Below are 18,258 nucleotides of genomic sequence, written 5' to 3'. Positions count from 1 at the left end.
AGGATATGACTATCTGATCGATGTGCAAACCTTTCAAAGCATCTGTATCAACCTTCTGGATCAAAAGAGCGATGCAGATCTTACCGATCTTCCCATGCTCTGCAGTTCTATATAAAAAGAGATGCCTTCATCGTTCTTGGTTAGACGTGGCTCTGTTGCACAAAACCTGTGAGGGATTCATCTGGTGAATCCAGCGTGGTAGCTGGGCTGCATGAGCAGACCGAGACCCACGATCTACAAGACCAGGACCTGGCCATCCTACAATGAAGCGCTCAAGTGCCGTGGCTCCCTGACGATCTGGTTCGACCCCCGGGATGAGTTGGGATGCCGCGCCGACCGGCGGGCGTGGCCGACAGCAGACCTGTGGCGATGCCGCTATCCAGACATGTCTGACGATGAAGGTGCCGTTCGGGATGGCACTCAGGCAGATCGAGCCATGTTGCGCCACTGGTTCGAGCAACCATGGCGAGGCGGCTTCGTCGAGCCTGCTGCGCCTGATCGGTCTTGACTGGACCGTGCCTGACTTCAGCACATGATCCCGCCGTCAGAAGACCTTGGCGGTGAACATCCTTTACCGTGGCTCCAAGGGCCCCCTCCATCTGCTGATCGACAGCACAGGGATCAAGGCGGAGGGCGAAGGCGAATGGCACGCCCGCAAACATGGCGGTCCAAAACGGCGCGTCTGGCGCAAGATCCACCTCGGGATCGACGAACAACCATTGGAAGTCAGGGCCGTCGAGATCACCGGGAGCCACATCGGTGATGCGCCTGTCTTGCCCGACCTTCTGGACCAAATCCCGGCGGACCAGGAGATCGGCAGCGTCACCGCCGACGGCGCCTGTGATACCCGAAAATGCCATGATGCGATCGCCGATCGCGGTGCCCATGCCGTCATCCCGCCCCGCAGGAACGCAAGGCCATGGAAGGCAATCACCCCCGGAGCTGTGGCCCGCAACGAGGCCCTGCGGGCTTCGAAGTATCTCGGCCGGGCCCTTTGGCGACGATGGAGCGGATACCACCGCCGGAGCCGCGTCGAAACGAAGATGCATTGTGGGAAATTGCTGGGGCAGCGCCTCAGGGCACGGGACTTCGAGCGCCAGGTCGCGGAGATCCAGATCCGCATCGCCGTGCTCAACGGCTACACTGCGCTCGGCATAGCCGTCACAGAGGCCGTGGGATAGGTCGGTCCGGGAAAGGGGAACCTCGGCCATCAGCTGATTGGTGCAACACAGCCCCACGCGCGCCGAAAATCATCTGCGCGGCGGGGCGATAGCCGTTGGATCATCTTTGCCCAGCCGGGAAGCGCCGGGCGGATTCGAACGCCGCACGCCGGACGTTTGCCCTGCCGCGGCGGGTTTACGCCCCGTCTTGGGAAAAGCCCGGAGCAGGCCGGGCTTTCGCATGCAGATCAGCCCTCGGCCTTTTCGCCGATCTTGTCCTGCGTTCTCGTCAGGAAATCCGAGGCATCGTGGCGTTCCCAAAGCTGCTCGGCGGGCTCGCCCGAGGTCTTGTTGACCATGATGCCGCGCCGGACGCCGGGACGCGCGGCGATCTCGTCATACCAGCGCCGGACATGGCCATAGATCCCGGCATCGAGGAAGGTCGCCGCGTCGCCATAGACCTTGCCCGCGATGACCTGGCCATACCAGGGCCAGATCGCCATGTCGGCGATGGAATATTCCTCGCCGGCCATGAAGCGGTGGTCGGCCAGGTGCCGGTTCAGCACGTCGAGCTGGCGCTTCGCCTCCATCGTGTAGCGGTCGATGGCATATTCGATCTTGACCGGGGCATAGGCATAGAAATGCCCGAAGCCGCCGCCCAGGAAGGGGGCCGAGCCCATCTGCCAGAACAGCCAGTTCAGCGCCTCGGTCCGCGCCGCCGGATCGCGGGGCAGGAAGGCGCCGAATTTCTCGGCCAGATAAAGCAGGATCGAGCCGGATTCGAACACCCGCCGCGGCGGCGTGACCGAGTGGTCCATCAGCGCCGGGATCTTGGAGTTCGGGTTCACCGCGACGAAGCCGCTGCCGAACTGGTCGCCATCGCCGATGCGGATCAGCCAGGCGTCGTATTCGGCATCGAAGCCGGCCTCCAGCAGCTCTTCCAGCATGATCGTGACCTTCTGCCCGTTGGGCGTGGCCAGCGAATAAAGCTGCAAGGGATGCTTGCCGACCGGCAGGTCCTTGTCATGCGTCGGCCCGGCAACGGGCCGGTTGATGCTGGCGAACTGGCCGCCGCTTTCCTTTTCCCATGTCCAGACCCTGGGCGGGGCATAGTCGTCGCTCATGACCTCTCCTGTCGCTGCCTGGTCCCAAGATGTGGAGGATGGCGCCGAACATCAACCTTGGCTGCGGTGGCGCCCTCATCTGGCAGTTTTCCGCCATGGTGCGCCGCCGCGGGTTCGATGCGTCATTTCCGGCGCGCGAGGATGTCGAGCATCCGCTGCCGGGCGGCTTCGGGCAGGTCGGCCGGCAGGTCGGCCCTGGTCGCCGGGGTGTCGCCGACCTGGATCAGCATCGCCATGCCCATGGTGTAATGCGGCGAGCATTTGATGCCCCAGATGCCGGGCGCATCCAGCGTCACCGCGATCTCCTCGTCGATCTTGCCGATGAACTTCGCGCCGCCCTCGGGGATCATGCCGGCGATGCTGGCGGCGTTGTGGCCCGGATCGGCGGCGATGAACTTCACCGTGTCGCCGGGCGCGATCACCAGGTATTCGGGCTCGAAGGGCATCGGGCCGGTGGCGTTGCGGTTCAGCATCCTGACCTCATGGGTCTCGGCCAGGGCGGCGGCGGGAAGCAGGCAGGCCAGCAGGGCGGCACGCAGCAGCATGGTTTGTCCTTTCACGACAGGCGCTGGAAGGCGAAGACCGGACGGCCGCCGCCGGGGTGGGGGATCAGCTCGGCCTCGACCCCGAAGATCCGGCGGATCAGCGCCGGGGTCAGGATCTCGGCGGGCGGTCCCAGTGCCACGCAGCGGCCGGCCTGCATCACCAGCACCCGGTCGCAGCGCAGCGCGTGGTGCAGGTCATGCAGCGCGATCACCGTGGTGACGGAGAGCGCCTCGACCAGGTCGAGGATGCCAAGCTGGTGGTGGATGTCCAGGTGGTTGGTCGGCTCGTCCAGAAGCAGGATGCGCGGCTGTTGCGCATGGGCGCGGGCGATATGGACGCGCTGGCGCTCGCCCCCCGACAGCGTGGACCAGTCGCGCGCGGCCAGATGCGCCATGCCGACCGCCTTGAGCGCGGCGGCAACTGCCGCGTCGTCCCGGGCCCCCCAGGGCCGCAGCGGTCCAAGCCAAGGCGTGCGGCCCAGCTCGACCGCGTCCCGGACCGAGAGGCGGTCGCCGGTCTCGGCCGACTGCGCCACCAGCGCCAGCCGCTGCGCGATCTGGCGGCGGCGCAATCGCGCCATCGGCTGGCCCTGCAGCCGGATCTCGCCGCTGTCGGGGCGGATCAGCCCGGCCATCAGGCTGAGCAGCGTCGACTTGCCCGAGCCGTTGGAGCCGACCAAGCCCAGCATCTCGCCCGGGCGCAGGGCCAGGCTGACATCGGCGACGATGTCGCGGCCCGCGATCCGGCGGCGGGCGCGGCTGACCTCCAGCACCGGCGTCATCGCTGCCGTCCCCGGACCATGACCACGGCAAAGGCGGGCGCGCCGACCAGCGCGGTGATGACGCCGATGGGCAGCACCTGGCCGGGCAGGACGATGCGGGACGCCACGTCGGACAGCACCAGGAACACCGCGCCCGCCAGCGCCGTCGCCGGGACCAGCCGGGCATGGCGGCTGCCGACGAGGAAGCGCATGGCATGCGGCACGACCAGCCCGACAAAGCCGATGGCCCCGGCGATCGAGACCATGACCGCCGTGATCAGCGCCGCCGTGCCGATCAGCACCGCCTGCGTGACCCGCAGGTCGATGCCAAGCGCGGCGGCGCTCTCGGCGCCGAAGGCGAAGGCGTCGAGCGCGCGGGCGTGCCACAGCGTCACCGCCAGCCCCAGCGCTGCCACGGGCAGCGCCAGCCAGGTGTCCGGCCAGCGCACGCCGGAAAGATTGCCCAGCAGCCAGAACATGATGCCGCGGGCCTGCTCGGCGCTGGCCGATTGCGCGATGATCAGCGCGGTCAGCGCGTTGAACATCTGCGAGCCGGCGATGCCCGCCAGGATGATGACCCCTGCGCCGCGCAACCCGGTGCCGCCGCCTGCCATGCGCGCCAGCGCGGCCACCAGCGCGAAGGCGGTCAGCGCGCCCGCGAAGGCCCCGGCCGACATGCCGACCAGCCCGGCGCCGAGCCCCGCGACCGCGATCAGCACCGCCCCGGTCGAGGCCCCGGCCGAAATGCCCAGCAGATAGGGCTCGGCCAGCGGGTTGCGCAGCAAGGCCTGCAGGATCAGCCCCGAGAGCGCGAGGCTGGCGCCGCCGCAGGCCGCGACCACGGCGCGCGACAGCCGGTAATGCCAGATCACGCTGGCGTCGATCGGGTCGGGCGCCGCCGAGGAAAGCCCCGCCTTGGCCGCCAGCACCTCGATGACGGTGGCAAGCGGGATCCGCGTCTCGCCTACCACCGTGCCGAAGATCAGCGCCGCGACCAGCGCCGCTGGCGCCAGCCACAACCAGTCCCGCGCGCGTCCGGCGGTCGCGGCGCGCACCTTCATTTCAGGTCGAACCCGGCCAGCGCATCGGCCAGCGTCTCCAGCGCGTAGATCGTGCGCACCGAAGGGTCCATGGCATTGGCCGGCAGGGTGACGATGCGGTCATGCCGGACGGCCTGCATCTGGCGCGTCACCGGGTCCGAGGTCAGGAAGGCGCGCTTGACCGCGATGTCGTCGGCCGGAAAGCGGCGGCGGTCCATCTCGGCCGCGACGATGAAGCTCGGGTCGGCCTTGGCGATGGTTTCCCAGCCGACGGTCGGCCATTCCTCTTGCGAGCGCACGACGTTCTTCACGCCAAGCTTCGACAGCATCCAGCCCGGCGCGGCGTTGACGCCGGCGACATAGGGGTCGATCTCGATATCGGCCGAGGAATACCAGAACACGCCCGAGACATTCTCGGGCAGGCCCAGGCGCCCGGCCTTCTCGACCGCCGCCGCCTCGCGCGCCTTGAGCTCGGCGACCACCTCGGCGCCGCGCGCCGAGACGTCGAAGATCGTCGCGAGTTCGGTGATGCCCTGATAGAGCAGCGCGGTGTCGAACATCACCATGCGCGCGCCGTCCATGCTCTGGCTGTTGTCCTTGCCGACGCATTCGGTGGGCATGATCCAGCTCGGGATCTGCGCGTCGTCGAACATCTCGCGGGTGCCGACCGCGCCCTGCGGGCCGATCATCCATTCATAGGCGGTGACGACCAGCTCCGGCCGCTTGGCCAGCACGCTCTCGAAGCTCGGGGCGTTGTCGGCGAGGCGCTCGACCTTGGCATCGGCTTCCTCGAACTCCGGCAGCACCGGGTTGATCCACAGCGCCGTGCCCGCGACCTTGTCGGCCAGGCCCAGCATATACAGGATCTCGGTCGTGCTTTGCCCGACGCTGACCACGCTCTCGGGCGCCTTGTCGAAGGTCACCGGGTGGCCGCAACTGGTCAGGGTCAGCGGGTATTCGGTGCCGGCCAGCGCCATCGGCGCCAGGCCAAAGGTGACGGCAATCGCCGTGGTGTATCTCAGCATGATGGTCCCTTCCGCTGCATCATGGGCAGGCGCAGGGCATGGACAGGCATGCAGGGCAGGCGGTGCCGGCAGCAAACCCCGTCCGGGCCCACCGCCCGGGTTGGTCATTGCGCCGGCAGGTCTCCTGACTGACGGGTCACGGCAGGGACGCGGCCTTCCCATGGCACGGGGCCACAGTGGCTGTTTCGCATCCTGCTCGCCGCCTACAGTTGCGGGGGCAGTTCCGGTTCGGGGCCTTGACCCCGACGGATTCCCTTTCAATTCCTTGCGGAAACCGACGGCTTCGCCATAGCGCCCTGCACCCGCGCTGGCAAGGCCGGGAATCCGGGCCGGCGGCGGCGCGCGCTTCATGGACGGCGGCGAGGGCCGTTCGCGCTTTGCCTTGGCGCCTTCCCCGGTCAGCGCGCCCTCAGACCCGCGATCACCCGATCCGCCATGCGGGCGCAACGGGCGCCGTCGAAGGGAAAGACCGTATCGAAACCGCCGCGCAGCCGCGTCTCCAATGCCTGGCGCAGCCGGCGACGGGCGCGAAACAGCCGCGTGCGCACGGTGATCGGGTTCAGGCCCAGGTCGCGGGCGATGCTCGGGATCGGCTGGCCCTCGACCTCGTGCAGCAGGAAGGGCAGCCGCAGTTCGGGCGGCAGGCGGCTCAGCGCCTCTTCGAGCAGGCCGCGGATCTGGTGGCGGGCGGCGCCGGCCTCGGCGGTTTCGGCGCCGGGGAATGTCAGCACATCGGCCGGGGGGCTGGTCTCATCGCTCACGCTGTGATCCTTGTCGGGGCGCCGGCGGCGGGCCTGCATCCGGGCGGCATTGATGGTGATCCGGCTGATCCAGGTGGAAAAGCGCGCCTCGCCGCGAAAGCCGTCAAGGTGGGTGAAGGCGGCAAGATAGGCCTCTTGCACCGCCTCCTCGGCCTCGGCGTCCGAGGGCAGGATGCCGCGGGCGATGCGAAACAGGCGCGGGTTCATCCGCCGCACCAGCTCGCGGATCGCCGCCTCGTCGCGGGCGCGGGCGGCGGCGACCAGCTGCCAGTCGGGGTCGTCCTGCGCTTTGGCAAGGGGGCGGGCGCGGATCATGTCGCGCCCTCCGCCTCGGTCCGGCCGGTGGCGAGGATCGCGTCGAGGCTCGGGAAGGCTGCCAGAACCTCGGGCATCAGATCCTCGCTGTCCGCCGCCACGCCCTCCCAGCCGGGGCTGCCGGGCCGGCCCACCACGATCCGCCCGACCATCGCGGCCATTTCATGCGGCTGGCAATAATAGTCATAGACGCCGGGTAGGGTCAGCGTGACCTCGAACGCCTGATCCGGCAACAGCAAACCGCTGTCCCAGGGCTGGGCGCCGGCCGGAATGCGGCGGCGGCGGTCGAACAGGGCCGGGTGATAGGCGGTGGTCGTATGGCTGTTGCCGGGATCGCGGTTCACGAAGCGCAGGACCGTGCCCGGCGCCACCGCCAGCCCCTGGGGCGAGAACCAGACCCTTTCGCCGCGCGGGGTGCCGCGCATGGCGATCTCCTCGGACCCCGCGGCCTTGCCGGCGTGGCCGGCCAGCGGGCCAAGGGCGGCGAGACCGCCGCCGAGGACCAGCAGATGGCGGCGGCCGAGCCTCATTGCGCCAGCCTGTCGCGCGCGCCGGCGTCGTGATACAGCACGACATGGGCATGGGGTTTCTCGACGCCCGGATGGCCGGCGTTGTAATAGATGTCGACGCTGGTCACCGTATCCTCGCCCAGCGGCAGATCGTTGAAGCCGCTGCCGTTTTTCAGGTCGTCCAGCGGCACCATATAGACCGTCGCCGAAAGCTTGCCGTCGTGGTCATAGGCCAGGAACGGCCCGGCGGGCAGGCTGGCCGGATCGACGTAAAGCGTGCCGAGGCCGGGGATGAAGTCGGGCAGCGCGACCAGCTTGCTGACCTGGGCAAAGGGCGCCGCCGGCGGCGCGGTGGTCGAGGCCGTGTCAGCCCAGGCCATGCCTGCGGTGGCAAAGGCGGCGAAGACGAGCGGGACGATGATACGCATGTCGTTTCCTTTCCGATCCGAGCCCGTCACCAGGGCTCATGCCGGATTGGATGCGGGTTTCCGGGAAATGTTCCCGCGGTGGTGAAGAATTTCCGCTTCGGGATCTGCCGCGGCGCCGCCTGCGCAAGACGGTCGCTCGGCCTTGTCCATGCCTTCGAGAGCCGTGCCGGGATCAGCGAGCCGGCAATGCCGCCAGGGCGGCGGCAAGAGCCGCCTCGCCGGGTGCGCAGGCGCGTTCGATCTCGTCCCGCTCGGCGCGCGAAAGGGCGTCGAGGCGCGACGGGCGCCGCTGCGGCATGGCGGCGGTTCGCTCCAGCCAGTCGGGCGCGATGTCGATGCCCAGGTGCCGGCCCAGCCGTTCGATGTTGTCGCGCGGATCGCGGAACAGGTCCTCGTGGCGCAGGACCAGCGGCCGGGCGTCGCCCAGGCCCTGCAGGCCGCGGATCGTCAGGGCGGACCAGAAGGCGCCGGCATCCGCCAGGCTGGGGCGGCGCGCGACGATGCGCCGGATCGCCCAGCCTCCGCCAAGCGCGGCGACCAGGCTCCAGGCCGCGCCGCGTCCGAAATGCCGCCGCGGGTGCAGCAGGTCCAGGCCCAGCGGCCCCAGCCTGCGCCAGCACCAGATCGCCAGCCGCGCGGCGGGATAGTCGCGCATCGACAGGGCCGTGTCCGGCCCGCCCCGCAGCAGCAGCACCAGCGCCGCATCGGGAAACATCGCGCGCAGCGTGGCCGAGGCCACCAGCGAGCCGCCGGAGCGTTCGACCCAGATCTCGCGGGTGCCGAGCCGGTCCGCCATGGCCTGGAAAAGCGCCCGGTAATGCGCGGCCAGCGGGGCCGGGGGCCGCGCGCGCATCGCTTCGGCCAGCGCGTCGAACAGGGCATCGGGCGCGTCGGTCAGATGCGGCAGCGTCACGGCCAGAAGCGGCGGGCAATGCCACGGGTCATGCGCCGGCGCGGCGATCCGGCCATAGAGGAACTCGGACGGCGCCGCATCGGGATTGGCCACCTGGGCCATGGCGCGCGAGGGCGTCGCCAGATGCGCCCAGAACCGCGTGCCGTCCGGATGCGCCGGGCGAAAGGCGTTGTGTCCGACGGCGGCAAACAGTTCCGAGACCGACAGCACCGCTGGATGCGCGTTCAGGATCCGCGACACCAGCGTCGAGCCGCAGCGGGCCGAGCCCAGGATCAGCGCGCCGCGCATGGCGTTCACTCGGCCCCGGCGCGGATGGCGGCGATCATGCGCTCGACCGCCGCATGGGCCAGGTCCATCGGCTTCTGCCGGGTGATCAGATCCAGCCGGTCGATGGCGGCCAACGCGACGATGCCATGCACCGACAGCAGCAATTGCTCGGCCAGCAGGCGCGGGTCGCCCTTGGGCCGCAGCGCCGCGACCGGCTGGGTGATGCGGCCGATCAGCCCGTCGATCTGGGCCAGGTACCAGTCGGGAAAATTGTTCGAGATGCGCGGCCCCTCGAACAGCGCGCGCCAGACCGCGCGGCGGTCCAGCATGAAGGTGACATAGACCTCGGCCAGCGCCAGCAGCCGCGCGCGCGGATCGGTCTCGCGCACCGCATCCACGGCGATGGCCAGATCGACCAGCGCCTGCCGGTTCACCTCTTGCAGCACGGCATGCATGCTGTCGAAGAGGTTGTAGATCGTGCCCGGCGTGGTCTTGACCGCGCTGGCCAGGGCGCGGGCGGTCAGTGCCGCCGGGCCGCCCTCTTCCAGCAGCAGCTTGGCGGCCTCGATCGTGCGGGTCCGCAATGCGTCGTGATCGTATTGTCTGGGTCTGGCCATGGCGTTCCTGAACTATGTTCAAAAATACGCTTGACAGGACTCGGCGGCGTTGTCAAGGTTAATGAACATTGTTCAATAATGGTGCGAGAAGATGCCTCCGATCAAGCTCACGATTACCGGGACCGGCAGTTACCTGCCCGAGACGGTCCTGCATTCCACCGAAATCGACGACCGCATGGGCTGGGCCCGCGGCGACTGCGAGGCGCGTTTCGGCATCGCCGCGCGCCATGTCGCCTCGGCGGATGAGACCACATCCTTCATGGCGGCCGAGGCGGCGCGGCGGGCGATGGACATGGCGGGCTGCGCCGCCGGCGACCTGGACCTGATCCTGGGCGCCTGCGGGGTGATGGAGCAGCCGATCCCCTCGACCGCGACGCTGGTGCAAGAGCGGCTGGGGCTGGGCCGGTCGGGCATCCCGGCCTTTGACGTGAACGCGACCTGCCTCAGCTTCCTGCAGGCGCTGGACCTTGCGGCAATGCATGTCCAATGCGGCCGGGCCCGGCGGGTGCTGGTGTTTTCCTCGGACATCGCCTCGGTCGGGCTGGACTGGAACCGCCCCGAGGCAGCCGCGATCTTTGGCGACGGCGCCGCGGCGGTGGTGGTCGAGGCCGGCGGCAAGGGCGCGGTGCTGGCGCATGATTTCCAGACCTTCGCCCATGGCCATGATGCCTGCGTGCTGGCGGCGGGCGGCACGCGGGTCAACCCGGCCCGCGGCATCGCGCCGGGCGAGGACCGTTTCCACATGGATGGCGGCAAGGCGTTCAAGCTGGCCTCGCGCCACCTGCCGCGCTTTCTGCAAAGGCTGCTGAAAAAGGCGGGGGTGGGCCTGGGCAGCATCGGCTGCGTCATCCCGCACCAGGCCAGCGCGCAGGCCTTGCAGCATGCGACCCGCAACCTGTGGCTGCCGTCCGAGCGGGTGATCGACATCTTTGCCCGCACCGGCAACCAGATCGCGGCCTCGATCCCGACGGCGCTGGATCACGCGGTGCGCTCGGGCCGGCTGCTGCGCGGGGATACGGCGCTGCTGATGGGCACCTCGGCCGGCATCTCGCTGGGCGGCATGATGGTGCGGTTCTGATGCGCGCGCTGGTGACAGGGGCCAGCGGCTGCCTGGGCCGCGCGCTGGTCGAGCAGCTGGCGCTGCATGGCTGGGACGTCGGCACCACCGCGCGCCAGCCCGTGGCGCTGCCGGGCTTTCGCGCTGCCGACCTGGCCCATGCCGACCTGGCCCCGCTGGTCGATGGCATCGACGTGGTGTTCCATTGCGCCGCGCGCAGTTCCGCCTGGGGCACGCGGGACGAATTCCACGCCGCCAATGTGCTGGCGACCCGGCGGTTGCTGGACGCGGCCGAGCGGGCAGGGGTCAAGCGCTTCGTCCTTGCCTCGTCCCCCAGCATCTATGCCGACGGCACCGACAGGCTGGACCTGGCCGAGGATGCGCCGCTGCCGGCCCGGCCGCTGTCGCTTTACGCCGAAAGCAAGCGGATCGCCGAGCGGATGGTGCTGGGCCACGCCGGCGCCATGACCTGCACCGCGATCCGGCCGCGCGCCATCTATGGCCGCCACGACCGGGCGCTGCTGCCGCGGGTGATCCTGGCCATGCGGCGGGGCCGGGTGCCGATGATCCGGGGCGGGCAGGCGCTGATCGACCTGACGCATCGGCACGACGCGGCGCGGGGGATGATCCTGGCCGCCTCGGGTCCGCGCGGCGGGGTCTGGAACATCACCTCGGGCGAGGCCTTCCGCTTTCGCGAGCTGGCGGCGATGATCGCGCGCGAAAGCGGGCTGCGGCTGCGCGGGCTGCCCTTGCCCTATGGGCTGGCGCGCTGGCTGGCCGGCGCCTCCGAGGCCGTGGCCCGCGCGCGCGGCGGGGCCGAGCCGCGGCTGACGCTGCAGGCCGTGGCCTCGCTGGGCAGCAGCCTGACGCTGGACATCTCGGCCGCGCGGCGCGAGCTGGGCTATCGTCCGCAGGTCGGGTTCCGGCAGGGGGTGGCGGAATGCTTCGCCTGACCACGCTGAAGATCGGCGCATGCCGCGCCCCGGCCTGGGGCGCGGGATTGCCGGGCGCGGGCTTCGCGACCTTTCCAGCCCTGGCGACGCTGGTCGAGACCGAAAGCGCCTGCGTGCTGGTGGATTGCGGCTATGGGCCGGCGTTCTTTGCCGCGACGCGCGGCTTTCCGGCGCGGTTTTATCGCTGGCTGACGCCGGTTCGCCTGCCGGACGGGGAACGGCTGCTGCGCCAATTGCCGCGCCTGCCGGACCGGGTGTTCCTGACCCATATGCATGCCGACCACAGCGCCGGGCTGATCGACCTGCCGGCCGGCATTCCGGTCATGGCCTCGGCCGAGGCCATCGCAGCGCTGCATGCGCCCGGAGACCTTGCCAGCCTGCGCGCAGGCTGCCCGGCCCGCCTGCGCGACGCGATCCGGGCCCGCGATCCGCAGCCGGTCGAGGCCTGCGCGCAGATCGCCACCGGCCTGCCCGAGTTTCCGCAGGGCCGCGACCTGCTGGGCGATGGCCGCCTGATCGCGGTGCCGCTGCCGGGCCATGGCACCGGGCAAATGGGCCTGTGGCTGCCCGAGGCCGCCCGCTTCCTGGTCGCCGATGCCGCCTATGGCCGGGCGCTCTTGCGCGCCAACCGGCTGCCGCCCGGCCCGGTGCTGGCCCGGCTGGGTGATGCGCATGCCTATCGCCGCACCTTTGCCCGGCTGCGCGCGCTGATGCAGCGCCGCCCCGACATCACCATCGACCCCTCGCATTGTCCCGAGACCGCAAGATGAGCCTGACCGCATTCCTGCACAGCCGCTATGGCGGCGGTTTTGCCTCGCGCGCCGCCATCGAGGCGCATCACGCTGCCGGCTTCCGCCGCTTTCGCGCCCGGGTCATGCCGCGTTCGCCCTTCTATCGCGGCATGGCGGACCTGCCGCTGGAGACGCTGCCGCGCATGGGCAAGGCCCGGCTGATGGCGGAATTCTCGGCCGTCAACACCTGCGGCATCGACCGCGACAGGGCGATGCGCATCGCCATCCGCGCCGAGACCAGCCGCGATTTCCGCCCGCTGATCGGCGATGTCTCGGTCGGGCTGTCCACCGGCACCTCGGGCCAGCGCGGGCTGTTCCTGGCCACGCCGCGCGAAAGGCGGCTCTGGGCCGCGATCATGCTGGGGCGCTATTGGCCGGAGTTGCGGCGCCGCCAGCGCATCGCGTTCTTCATGCGCGCCGACAATGCGCTGTATCGCGGGCTGTCGAATCCGCTGGTCCGCTTTGCCTTCTTCGACCTGCTGGCGCCGCTGGATGCGCAGATGCCCCGGTTGGCGGAACTGGCCCCTTCGGTCCTGATCGCGCCGGCGCGGGTGCTGGCCATGCTGGCCGAGCGGCAGGCGGCGGGCCGGATCCGGCTGGCGCCGCGCCGGGTGATCTCGGTCGCCGAGACGCTGTCGCCCGAGGATGTGGCGCTGATCGAGGCCGCCTTCGGCATCCGCGTCGACCAGGTCTATCAGGCGACCGAGGGCGTGCTGGCCATGACCTGCCGCGCCGGCAGCCTGCATCTGAACGAACGCTGGCTGCGCATCGACCGCGATGTGATCGACCCGGCGACGGGTGCCTTCTGCCCGATCATCCACGACTTCACCCGCGAGAGCCTGCCGATCCTGAACTATCGCCTGAACGACGTGCTGATCCCCGATCCCCGGCCGTGCCCCTGCGGCTGTGCCAGCCAGCGCATCGCCCGGATCGAGGGGCGCGAGGATGACATGCTGTGGTGGGTCTCGGCCACGGGACCGCGCATGGTCCCCTCCGAGGCGATCCGCACCGCCATCGCCTGCCTGCCGCAAAGCCTGCGCGACTATCGCATCATCCAGCGCGGCAGGGTGCTGCACCTGTGGCTGGACGGCGCCGCGCCGGGGGTCGAGGCGGCGCTGCGCGCCAGCCTGGCCGCGCTGGCAGGGCAGATGGGGGCCGTCCTGCCCGCGCTGACCTTTCACGCCGGCCTGCCGCCGGAGAGCGATGCCAAGCGCCGCCGCATCCGGGTCGAACCGACACCGGGAACGGCGCTCCAGCCTGCCGCGCATCCGTGAAGTGATCCCCGCGAAATGATCTTGCGCGGGACCGCGCCACGGCGGCTTTGGGATTGCGCCAAGTCACGGTATCGCGCTAGACCCCGACCCGACCATGGGAGGAAGCTCGCAATGAAACACGTTCTGGTTGCATCGCTGCTCGGTGCCGTATTCGCCCTGCCCGCCGCCGCGCAAGAGATCAAGATCGGCTATGCGCTGGCCGAGGACAGCCATTACGGCGCCGGCGCCAAGGCTTTCGAAGCCTCCCTCAAGGAAAGCCTGGGCGATGCCTTCACCTTCCGGCATTTCCCCTCGTCGGGCCTGGGCGGGGAACGCGAGGTGCTCGAGGGGCTGCAACTGGGCACGGTCGAGATGACCATCGCCTCGGACGGCACGCTGACGAATTTCGTGCCCGAGGTCGGCGTGCTGGGCATTCCCTTCCTGCTGCGCGACAAGGATCATGCCCGCAAGGTTCTGGACGGCGAGATCGGCCAGGAAATGCTGGCGAAATTCGACGATGCCGGCCTGCATGCGCTGGCCTGGGGCGAGCAGGGCTTCCGCCACATCACCTCGAACCGCGGCGCGATCGAGACTCCGGCGGACATGGCCGGGCTCAAGATCCGCACCATGGAGAACCCGATCCATATCGAGGCCTTCCGCGCGCTTGGCGCCGCGCCCACGCCCATGGCCTGGCCCGAGGTGATCGGCGCGCTGGAACAGGGCGCCATCGACGGCCAGGAAAACCCGCTGTCGGTGATCGTCTCGGCCAAGCTGAACGAGGTCCAGAAGAACCTGACGCTGGACGGGCACGTCTATTCCTCGACCATCATCCTGGTGTCGCCCTCGCTCTGGGGCGGGCTGGACGAGACGCAGCAGGCCGCCTTCCAGAAGGCCGCCAAGGACGCGGTGGTCGCCATGCGCGCCTATGTCGACGAGGTCGATGCCTCGGGCGTGGCGTCGATGCAGGAACAGGGCATGACCGTGAACGAGCTGACGCCCGAGCAGAAGGCGGCGTTCCGCGAGGCGCTGGCCGAGCCCTACAAATCCTACGAGGCCCAGTTCGGCAAGGAGCTGATGGACCGCATCAGCGCGGTCGAGTAGGCGGCCATGCGCCGGATCGAACGCGCCTTCGTCGCTGTGAACGGTGCCGTGCTGGTGCTGGCGCTGATGGCGATGACCCTGATCCTGGGCTGGAACGTCGCCGGCCGCTACCTGACCGGCAACTCGCTGACCTGGGCGGACGAGGTGGCGCGCTACGCCATGATCTGGGTGACCTTCCTGGGCGCGGGGCTGGCCCTGCGCGAGGGGGCGCATGCCGCCATCACCAATGCGCAAGAGGCGCTGCCGACGCAGGGCCAGCGCGTCCTGCGGGGGGTCATCCTGTTGCTGCTGTTCGGCTTTTTCGGCTTCATGGTCTGGGTCGGGCTGGATTACATGGGCCGGATGTCGGTGCAGAAATCCGCGGCGCTGCGCGTGCCGATGAAATGGGTCTATGCCGCGATGCCCGTGGGCTTCGCCCTGCTGATCGTGCATCTGGCGCTGATCGCGCCGCGCTATCTGCGCGCGGGGCTTGAACATTCGGACGAGGCCGCCGTTGGTTGAGATCCTGGTCGCCGCCTTCCTGATCCTGATGGTGATCGGGGTGCCTGTCGCATTCGCGCTGGCGATGTCGGCCTTTGCCGCCGTGGCGATCAGCGGGCGCTATCCCATGGTCGTGGTCGTCAAGGAAATGTTCACCGGCCTCGACAGCTTTCCGCTGCTGGCCGTGCCCTTCTTCATCCTCGCGGCCGAGATCATGTCCACCGGGGCGATCTCGCGCATGCTCTTGCGCTTTGCCTCGCAATTCGTCGGCCATCTGCGCGGGGGCTTGGGCTATGCCAACATCCTGACCGGGACGCTGTTCGCGGGCATCTCGGGTTCGGCCCTGGCCTCGGCCGCCGGCCCGGGGGCGATGATGGCGCGGATGATGGAGCGGTCGGGCTATTCCAAGGGCTATGCCGGGGCGCTGACCATCTCGGTCTCGGTGGTCGATCCGATCATCCCGCCCTCGATCACCATGATCATCTATGCGCTGCAGGACCGCAATGTCTCGGTCGGGTCGCTGTTCATGGCCGGCCTGCTGCTCGGCCTGCTGATCTCGGGGCTGATCGCGCTGGTGAACTGGGGGATCAGCCGCAAGCGCGACTATCGCAGCCTCGAGCCGCGCCCGCCGGTCCGGCAGATGCTGCTCAACACCGGCGCGGCGTTGCCGGCGCTGCTGCTGATCGTGCTGATCGTCGGCGGCATCCGCGCCGGGCTGTTCACGCCGACCGAGGCCTCGGTCGTGGCGGTGTTCTATGCCGTCGTGGTCTCGGCCTTTGTCTATCGCGGGTTCAGCTGGGCGGACCTGTGGGGCGCCTTCCTGCGCTCGGCGATCATGTCGGTCGCGGTGCTGATGATCCTGGCCGCCGCCCGCGCCTTTGCCTGGGTGCTGATCATCGAGGGCGTGCCGCAGGCCATGGCCGATGCCGTGATCGCGATGGACCTGTCGCCGATCGCCTTCCTGCTGATGGTGAACCTGCTGCTGCTGGTCTTCGGCATGTTCATGGACCCGCTGCCGGGGGTGATGATCCTGGTCCCGGTCCTGGCACCCATCGCGCACAGCCTGGGCATCGCCGCGGATCATTTCGCGATCATCGTCATCGTCAACCTGACCTTCGGGCTGATGACGCCGCCGGTCGGCAGCCTGATCTTCGTCGTGGCCTCGGCCACCAAGCAGCGGCCTTCGGCGCTGATCCGCGAGTTGCCGCCCTTCTTCTTCGCGGCGATGGCGGCGCTGCTGATTCTGACCTTCGTGCCGGCGCTGTCGACCTGGCTGCCCCATGTCAGCGGCTTCGCCCGCTAGCCTGTCGGGCCAAGGGGTGGCTGCCTGAGCGCAAGGGGACGGAGCGGTCCGCTACAATGGCGCGCATGGACAACGGGCGGCGCGACCCAAGACGCTCCGCCCTCAGAAGGCTTATTCCTGCCGTGCCTGCCATTCCTTCCAGCGCATATAGGCGTTTGCGCCGATGGTGTCGAAGGGATGCGGCGGCAGGCGGCTGGGCTCGGCCTCGGCGGCGAAGAAGGCCGTGACCGGGCTGGTCCGGCCGCAGAGCAGTTCGGCCGCGCCGATGCCGGTCAGCGTGCTGCGCACCTTCTCCAGCAGCCGGTCCCTGATGCCCCGCTGCACGATCAGCCGCGAGCCGGCCGAGCAGTTCTGCCCCATGTTCCAGAAGGCGCCGTTCACCACATGCGCCGCCACCGCGTCCAGGTCCTCGGCATCGTCCAGCACCACGCAGGGTTCTTGCCGCCCAGTTCCAGCACCACCTCCTTGAGGTTGCTGTCGGCCGAGTAATGCAGGAAGCGCCGCCCGGTCGCGGTCGAGCCGGTGAAACTGACCATGTCGACGCCCGGGTGCCGGCCCAGCGGCTCGCCCACCGCGGAGCCCGAGCCGGTGACGATGTTCAAGACGCCCGCCGGCAGCCCGGCCTCGGCCGCCAGTTCCGCGACGCGCAGCGTGCTGAGCGTGGTCTCCGCCGCCGGCTTCAGCACCACCGAACAGCCCGCGGCCAGCGCCGGGCCGGTCTTCCAGGCCAGCATCAGCAGCGGGAAGTTCCAGGGCAGCACCAGCCCCACGACGCCGACCGGTTCGCGCAGGATCATGGCGATGTGGTTGTCGGATGCGGGCGAGACCTGATCGTAGATCTTGTCGATCAGTTCCGCGTGCTAGCGCAGGACATGGATGGTTTCCGGCACGTCCACGGTTTCGCAGTCGAAGATGGTCTTGCCAGCGTCGAGGCTTTCCAGCACCGCCAGTTCGCGGGCATTCTCCTCCATCAGCGCGGCCAGGCGCAGCAGGACATGCTTGCGCTCGCCCGGATGCAGCCTGGACCAGCGGCCGTCCTCGAAGGCGGCGCGGGCGGCCGCGACGGCCAGGTCCACGTCCCGCGCATCGCAGGCGGCGATCTCGGCCAGCGCCTCGCCCGTGGCCGGGTTGGTGGTGGCGAAGGTCTGGCCCGACAGCGCCGGGCGGGAGGCACCGTCGATGAAGGCCTGTGTCGGGAAAGACAGCCCGGCGGCGATGGATTTGTAGTCCTCGGTGCTCAGCAGATCGGTCATGTCATTTCCCCTCGACGATGGCGGCGACGGCGGTCTTCAGCGTCGCGATCACGCCTTCCAGCTCGGGTTCCCGAGACTGCCCAGCCGGTCTGTCCGCCGGAATTCCTGGCCCGGCACGGGCCGTTCGAGGATCCCGGCAGCCTGAACTGGGTCAACCTGCTGCATCTGCATGACCGGCATTGGAGCGCCGATGCCATCGGCTGGCAGCCGCCGGGCTGGGCGGAATGGTTTCGCGCCCAAGGGCCCAATGGGCCAAGGCGCCTGCCAGTCTGTCCACGAACAAGGTCAGCCTGCTGATGGCCGCCGCCATGGCGGGCGAGGGGGTGATGCTGGGCTGGCACCACATGGTGCGCGAGTCCATCGTCCCCGGCCGGCTGGTCTTTGCCCATCCCGCGCCGCTGACCGCCGGGCGCCCTGAGACGTGCCTTGCTTTCCAAACATGCCTCGTCGCAGGACGGGCCCGGCCGCCGCGATGCCTTCGCGGCGCGTGGCCAGCCATGGCCGCTGCATCCGGGCCTGCAAGATCATCGGACAGAGGAGGGAAAAATGCGTAGACTTTCAAAGCGTCCTTGCCGACGCCATGGCGCTGAGGGCTTGCCTCG

General features: G+C 69.4%; 17 protein-coding genes, 2 pseudogenes and 1 riboswitch. Of the genes and pseudogenes, 8 read left to right on the top strand and 11 right to left on the bottom strand.

Annotated elements, in window-relative coordinates; genetic code table 11:
- Window positions 1-211 precede the first annotated feature (211 nt).
- Window positions 212-1,181, top strand: a pseudogene (locus PARN5_RS22725) (IS5 family transposase).
- A 227-nt stretch (window positions 1,182-1,408) separates the two neighbouring features.
- Here PARN5_RS22725 and yghU read toward each other — a convergent pair.
- From yghU to PARN5_RS0120240, 10 genes are all read right to left on the bottom strand, one after another.
- Window positions 1,409-2,284, bottom strand: a complete 876-nt coding sequence (yghU, locus tag PARN5_RS0120285; protein ID WP_018001604.1) for a glutathione-dependent disulfide-bond oxidoreductase — start codon at window positions 2,282-2,284, stop codon at window positions 1,409-1,411.
- 122 nt (window positions 2,285-2,406) lie between these two features.
- The gene (locus PARN5_RS0120280; RefSeq protein WP_018001603.1) at window positions 2,407-2,829 is read right to left on the bottom strand and encodes a pseudoazurin; all 423 of its coding nucleotides are present in this window, start codon (window positions 2,827-2,829) and stop codon (window positions 2,407-2,409) included.
- Window positions 2,830-2,840: 11 nt separating this feature from the next.
- Window positions 2,841-3,611 carry an ABC transporter ATP-binding protein gene (locus tag PARN5_RS0120275; RefSeq protein WP_018001602.1) on the bottom strand — a complete coding sequence of 257 codons (771 nt, stop codon included), beginning with the start codon at window positions 3,609-3,611 and terminating at the stop codon, window positions 2,841-2,843.
- Window positions 3,608-4,651 carry an iron ABC transporter permease gene (locus PARN5_RS0120270; protein ID WP_018001601.1) on the bottom strand — a complete coding sequence of 348 codons (1,044 nt, stop codon included), beginning with the start codon at window positions 4,649-4,651 and terminating at the stop codon, window positions 3,608-3,610. Before PARN5_RS0120270 ends, PARN5_RS0120275 begins: the two co-directional genes overlap by 4 nt.
- Window positions 4,648-5,655: an ABC transporter substrate-binding protein gene (locus tag PARN5_RS0120265; RefSeq protein ID WP_018001600.1), complete on the bottom strand. Its 1,008-nt coding sequence runs from the start codon at window positions 5,653-5,655 to the stop codon at window positions 4,648-4,650. The genes PARN5_RS0120270 and PARN5_RS0120265 overlap by 4 nt, the downstream gene beginning before the upstream one ends.
- A 96-nt stretch (window positions 5,656-5,751) precedes the next feature.
- Window positions 5,752-5,949, bottom strand: a riboswitch (cobalamin riboswitch).
- 104 nt (window positions 5,950-6,053) lie between these two features.
- Entirely contained in the window at window positions 6,054-6,731 is a 678-nt protein-coding gene (locus PARN5_RS0120260; RefSeq protein WP_018001599.1) for an RNA polymerase sigma factor, read from the bottom strand.
- Complete coding sequence (locus PARN5_RS0120255; RefSeq protein ID WP_018001598.1) at window positions 6,728-7,261, bottom strand: plastocyanin/azurin family copper-binding protein; 534 nt, start codon at window positions 7,259-7,261, stop codon at window positions 6,728-6,730. Before PARN5_RS0120255 ends, PARN5_RS0120260 begins: the two co-directional genes overlap by 4 nt.
- The gene (locus PARN5_RS0120250; protein WP_018001597.1) at window positions 7,258-7,668 is read right to left on the bottom strand and encodes a hypothetical protein; all 411 of its coding nucleotides are present in this window, start codon (window positions 7,666-7,668) and stop codon (window positions 7,258-7,260) included. The genes PARN5_RS0120255 and PARN5_RS0120250 overlap by 4 nt, the downstream gene beginning before the upstream one ends.
- Before the next feature lie 172 nt (window positions 7,669-7,840).
- Window positions 7,841-8,869 (bottom strand): sulfotransferase, encoded by a 1,029-nt coding sequence (locus PARN5_RS0120245; RefSeq protein ID WP_018001596.1) that lies wholly within the window; start codon window positions 8,867-8,869, stop codon window positions 7,841-7,843.
- Window positions 8,870-8,874: 5 nt separating this feature from the next.
- Entirely contained in the window at window positions 8,875-9,465 is a 591-nt protein-coding gene (locus PARN5_RS0120240) for a TetR/AcrR family transcriptional regulator (protein WP_026155606.1), read from the bottom strand.
- 91 nt (window positions 9,466-9,556) lie between these two features.
- Here PARN5_RS0120240 and PARN5_RS0120235 point away from each other — a divergent pair, with 91 nt between their 5' ends.
- From PARN5_RS0120235 to PARN5_RS0120205, 7 genes are all read left to right on the top strand, one after another.
- The gene (locus tag PARN5_RS0120235) at window positions 9,557-10,543 is read left to right on the top strand and encodes a 3-oxoacyl-[acyl-carrier-protein] synthase III C-terminal domain-containing protein (RefSeq protein ID WP_018001594.1); all 987 of its coding nucleotides are present in this window, start codon (window positions 9,557-9,559) and stop codon (window positions 10,541-10,543) included.
- Window positions 10,543-11,475: an NAD(P)-dependent oxidoreductase gene (locus PARN5_RS0120230; RefSeq protein WP_018001593.1), complete on the top strand. Its 933-nt coding sequence runs from the start codon at window positions 10,543-10,545 to the stop codon at window positions 11,473-11,475. The genes PARN5_RS0120235 and PARN5_RS0120230 overlap by 1 nt, the downstream gene beginning before the upstream one ends.
- A complete protein-coding gene (locus PARN5_RS0120225) occupies window positions 11,463-12,245 on the top strand; it encodes an MBL fold metallo-hydrolase (RefSeq protein WP_018001592.1) in 783 nt (260 codons plus the stop codon). The genes PARN5_RS0120230 and PARN5_RS0120225 overlap by 13 nt, the downstream gene beginning before the upstream one ends.
- Window positions 12,242-13,540, top strand: a complete 1,299-nt coding sequence (locus PARN5_RS0120220; protein WP_018001591.1) for a F390 synthetase-related protein — start codon at window positions 12,242-12,244, stop codon at window positions 13,538-13,540. Before PARN5_RS0120225 ends, PARN5_RS0120220 begins: the two co-directional genes overlap by 4 nt.
- A 111-nt stretch (window positions 13,541-13,651) precedes the next feature.
- On the top strand, window positions 13,652-14,620 hold the full coding sequence (locus PARN5_RS0120215) for a TRAP transporter substrate-binding protein (protein ID WP_018001590.1): 969 nt from the start codon (window positions 13,652-13,654) through the stop codon (window positions 14,618-14,620).
- 6 nt (window positions 14,621-14,626) lie between these two features.
- Complete coding sequence (locus tag PARN5_RS0120210; protein ID WP_018001589.1) at window positions 14,627-15,121, top strand: TRAP transporter small permease; 495 nt, start codon at window positions 14,627-14,629, stop codon at window positions 15,119-15,121.
- Window positions 15,114-16,403, top strand: coding sequence for a TRAP transporter large permease (locus PARN5_RS0120205; protein ID WP_018001588.1), 1,290 nt, complete (start codon window positions 15,114-15,116; stop codon window positions 16,401-16,403). The genes PARN5_RS0120210 and PARN5_RS0120205 overlap by 8 nt, the downstream gene beginning before the upstream one ends.
- Before the next feature lie 285 nt (window positions 16,404-16,688).
- On the opposite strand, the pseudogene PARN5_RS23750 reads toward PARN5_RS0120205, so the two are convergent.
- Window positions 16,689-17,656, bottom strand: a pseudogene (locus PARN5_RS23750) (aldehyde dehydrogenase family protein); the annotation flags it as partial.
- Between the last annotated feature and the right edge of the window lie 602 nt (window positions 17,657-18,258).

The sequence above is a fragment of the Paracoccus sp. N5 genome, assembly GCF_000371965.1.
Taxonomy (GTDB): Bacteria; Pseudomonadota; Alphaproteobacteria; order Rhodobacterales; family Rhodobacteraceae; genus Paracoccus.
This window is presented reverse-complemented; position numbering and strand designations above follow the sequence as displayed.